Genomic DNA, 4,688 nt, shown 5'->3' with positions numbered 1-4,688 from the left:
GCCAACGCCCGCAACCCCGCAACAAGCTGGTCGACGTCCTCACCCACCACCACGGCCCGCTGCTCAAACCCCGCCCGCGTCGTCAGCAACGACCAGGCCGTGTCCAACGGCGCCGCACCGGGGCCGGACATCACGTGGTCGCCGAGGACGGTCGCCTGTGCGCGCAGCCCTGCGCCGCTGCGCGCCGACACCAGCCAGGGGACCGGTCCGGCCGTGCCGTCCGGCTCGGTCCGCTCATCCGTGGACGCCTGTGGTTCCGGAGCCTGCTCCAGGATCACGTGCGCATTGGTCCCGGAGACCCCGAACGACGACACCCCGGCCCGCCGCGGACGTCCGTCCTGCGGCCACTCCGTCTGCTCCGTCAGCAGACGCACCGCGCCAGCCGACCAGTCCACGTGCGGCGACGGCTCGTCAATGTGCAGCGACGCCGGCAGCACGCCGTGCCGCATCGCCATCACCATCTTGATCACACCCGCCACACCCGCCGCGGCCTGCGTGTGCCCGATGTTCGACTTCACCGAACCCAACAACAACGGACGACCATCCGCCCGCTCCTGCCCATACGTCGCCAACAACGCGCCCGCCTCGATCGGATCGCCGAGCGTCGTACCCGTGCCGTGGCCCTCGACGACGTCGACGTCCGCGCTCGTCAGTCGGGCGCTGGCGAGCGCCTGTCGGATGACGCGCTCCTGCGACGGGCCGTTCGGGGCCGTCAGACCGTTGCTCGCCCCGTCCTGGTTCACCGCCGAGCCGCGCAGCACCGCCAGCACCGGGTGGCCGTTGCGCCGCGCGTCCGACAGCTTCTCCAACAGCACCAGGCCGACGCCCTCCGACCAGCCGACGCCGTCGGCCGCCGCGGAGAACGCCTTGCACCGGCCGTCGGCCGCCAGCCCGCGCTGACGCGAGAAGGACGTGAAGACCTCGGGGGTCGCGAGCACGGTCACCCCGCCCGCCAGCGCCAGCGAGCACTCGCCCTGCCGCAGCGCCTGCGCGGCGAAGTGCATGGCCACCAGCGACGACGAACACGCGGTGTCCACCGTCACCGCGGGGCCTTCGAGGCCCAGCGTGTACGCGACCCGGCCGGACACGACGCTGCCGGAGCCCGCCAGCATGGCGTAGCCCTCCAGTTGGGCGTCGCCGCCCATCGCGCCGACCCCGTAGTCGTGGTACATGACGCCGGCGTACACGCCCGTGCGACTGCCCTTGAGGGACAGCGGGTCGATTCCCGCGCGTTCCAGCACCTGCCAGGCGGTTTCCAGCAGCAGCCGCTGCTGGGGGTCCATCGCCACCGCCTCGCGGGGGTTGACGCCGAAGAACGCTGCGTCGAACTCGCCGGCGCCGTCGACGAAGCCGCCTTCGCTGGCGTAGCTGGTGCCGGGGTGGTCGGGGTCGGGGTGGAAGAGGCCCGGCAGGTTCCAGCCACGGTCGGCGGGGAAGGCCCCGATGGCGTCCCGGCCGTCGGTCACCAGGTCCCACAGGTCCTCGGGCGAGGTCACTCCGCCGGGGTAGCGGCCGGCCATCGCCACGATGGCGATCGGCTCGTCGGCGGCGGCCGTGCCGACCGTCGGCGGCGTGGGCGCATGTTGCTGCGCCTGGGCGCGGCCGTCCAGCCGGGTGGCCAGGTGTGCGGCGAGGGCCCGCGGGGTGGGGTAGTCGAAGATCAGCGTCGCCGACAGTCGCACCCCGGCGGCCTCCGACAGCCGATTGCGCAGTTCCACCGCGGTCAGGGAGTCGAACCCGAGGTCTTTGAACGACGCGTCGGCCCGTACGTCCTGTGCCGAGCGGTGGCCCAGTGCGACGGCTGCGCCGTCGGCGACGACGTCGAGCAGCGCTTCGAGTTTGGCCTTGTCGTCGAGGGACGCAAGCCGGGCGGCGAGCCGTGATCCGGCGGGCCCGCCGACGGCGGCCGTGCGCCGGGCCCCGCGGCCGGTCCCGGCGAGGGCGCGCAGCGGCGACGGCAGGGAGTGGCCCGGGCGGGCGGCGATCCGGTGGGCGTCCAGGTTGGCGGCCAGCAGATACGGGGCGCCGTGCCGGCAGCCCGCGTCGAGCAGGTCAAGTGCCTGCTCGGCGTTGAGCGGGCGTCCGCCGGCGCGGCTGAGGCGGTCCAGGTCCGTGTCCGTCAGGTGTCCGGTCATGCCGCTGGCCTCGGCCCAAAGGCCCCAGCCGATGGACAGCCCGGGCCGTACGGCGGCCCGCCGCCGTACGGCCAGGGCGTCGCAGTAGGCGTTGGCGGCAGCATAGTTGGCCTGGCCGGCGCTGCCGAGGCAGGCGGCGGCCGAGGAGAAGATGAGGAAGAGCGCGAGCGGCAGGTCGGCGGTGGCGGCGTGCAGGTGTGCCGCCGCGGTCGCCTTCGCCCCCCACACCGCGGCCAACCGTTCCGGGGACTGGGCGGGGAGTACGCCGTCGTCCAGGGCGCCGGCCGCGTGGACCACGCCGGTGAGCGGGTGCCCGGGGTCGACGTCGGCGACCAGCGCGGTCACGGCGTCGGCGGCACTGACGTCCGCCGCCACCACGCGGACGCTGGCACCCAGGGCCGTCAGACGCTCCGTCAGCTCCGCTGCGCCGGGTGCGTCGGGGCCGCGCCGGGCGGCGAGCACGAGGTGGCGCACGCCCCAGGTGCGCACCAGGTGTTCGGCGACGAGGCTGCCGACGGTGCCCGTGCCTCCGGTGATCAGTACGGTGCCCTCCGGGTCGAGCGCCGGGGGCGGGCCGTCCTGCGGGGGGTGGGTGCGGGCCAGCCGCGGGACGAGCAGTTGCCCATCGCGTACGGCCGCCTGCGGTTCGTTCTCCGCCAGGGCTCGTACAGCCGCCGTGACGACGCCTTCGGGAACGGTTGGCAGTTCGGCGCCGCCCTCCGAGGCCGAGTCCAGGTCCACGTCCAGGTCCAGGAGGGTGAACCGTGCGGGCTCCTCGGCCTGCGCGGTGCGTACCAGCCCCCACACCGCGGCTGCGGCCGGGTCGGGTTCGTCGGACGCGACGGCCCGCCGGGTGAGGAGGATCAGCTGGGTCTCGGCCAACCGGGGCTCGTTCAGCCAGTGCTGTACGAGGGTGAGCGCGCGCCGGGCGGCGTACGCACCGTCCCCGTCCCCATCCCTGTCGTATCCGGCCGATGCGAGGTCGGCGACGACGACGGTGGGGGCGGTGGTGTCGTCGAGGGCGGCGGTCAGCGCAGCCAGGTCCGGGTACGAGGCGTGGTCGGGCCCCGGCAGACGCAGTCCGAGCCCTGCCCAAGGTTCGGTTCCGGTGTCCGTCGCTGTGTCGCCGTCGGCAGTCCCCGTCGGGACCCACTCCAAGGCGAACAAGCCGCGCGGGCCCTGTCGACGGGCGGCCCGCAACTGACCGGGCTCTACGGGGTGCAGCACCAAGGAGGCGGCGCCGATCACTGCGGCGCCCGACGGGTCCGAGACCGTCAGCCGCAGCGCGCGCTCACCCACCGCGGCTTCGCGGTCCGGGCTGAGCCTGACCCGTACGCGGGTCGCGCCGTCCGCCCACAGCGTCACGCCGCGCCAGGCGTACGGGACCCGTACCGGGCCGTCCTCCGTCGGCTCCTCCAACAGCAGGCCGGGGTGGAGAGCGGCGTCCAGGAGCGCCGGGTGGATGCCGAAGCCGTCCCGGTCCCCCGCGCCGTCCGGCAGCTCGACCTCGGCGAGCAGGTCGGCGCCGTCCCGCCATGCGGCCCGTACGCCTTGGAACGCGGGCCCGTAGCCGTAACCGGCGGCCCAAGTCCGCTCGTAGAAGCCGGTCACGTCCAGCGGGCGCGCGCCGGCCGGGGGCCAGGCCGACGTGTCCTCTGGCGGCGGCGCGGGGCGGGCCTGCGGGGTGAGGGTGCCTTCGGCGTGGCACGTCCAGTCCTGACCGTCGTCACCCTCGGTGTCGTCGGCGCCGTCACGCTCCGGGCGCGAGTAGACGCGTACGTCACGTGCGCCGTCCGAGGCCGCAGCGTCCACGACGACCTGGATCTGCACGGCGCCTGCTTCGGGCACCACCAGGGGTGCTTGGAGGACGAGTTCGTCCACGCCGCCACAGCCCGCCTCGTCGGCGGCCCGCAACGCCCACTCCACCAGCGCCGCACCCGGCACCAGGACGGTCCCCAGGATTCGGTGGTCGGCCAGCCAGGCGCGGTCGCCGGTGGCCATCACCCGGCCCGACAGCAACAGTCCGCCGTCGGCGAGCGCGACAGCGGCCGGCAACAACGCGTGCTCCACCCGCCGCAGCCCGGCCGCGCCCACGTCTCCGACACCGCCCGACGCCAACCAGTAGCGGTGGCGTTGGAAGGCGTAGGTGGGGAGGTCGATGGTGTGGGGTGTGGTGGTGGTGTCGTGGGTGGTGAACCATGCGCGCCAGTCGACGTCGGTGCCGTGGGTGTGGAGCTGGGCCAGAGCGAGGGCGAGCGCATCGGTGTCAGTTCGCTTGCGATGCAGGACGGAGGTCACGACGGGGCTGTGGTCGGCGTCGAGGGTGCGTTGGGTTGCGGTGGCCAGGACCGGATCCGGGCCGAGTTCGAGGAAGACACCGGTGTCGGGGGCCACGTGCGTAATGGCGGGGGCGAAGTGGACGGGTTGGCGGATGTGTCGGGCCCAGTACGCGGGCGTGGCGATCTCCGGACCAGCCGGCTCCCCTGTGAGGTTGCTGATCAGTGGAAGTGTCGGCTGGTGGAAGGTGAGGGAGGAGATCTGTTCCTCGAACTC

General features: G+C 74.1%; 1 protein-coding gene. It reads right to left on the bottom strand.

What is annotated here, in order from left to right; all coding sequences use genetic code 11:
• Nucleotides 1-4,688 (bottom strand): beta-ketoacyl synthase N-terminal-like domain-containing protein (locus ABZ842_RS38585; RefSeq protein ID WP_361548506.1); only part of this gene is annotated, 4,688 nt, incomplete at both ends.

Source organism: Streptomyces sp. NPDC047315, assembly GCF_040643215.1.
In the GTDB taxonomy this organism is placed as follows: Bacteria; Actinomycetota; Actinomycetes; order Streptomycetales; family Streptomycetaceae; genus Streptomyces.
The sequence above is the reverse complement of the archived record's forward strand: the minus strand, read 5'-3'. Positions and strand labels throughout refer to the sequence as shown.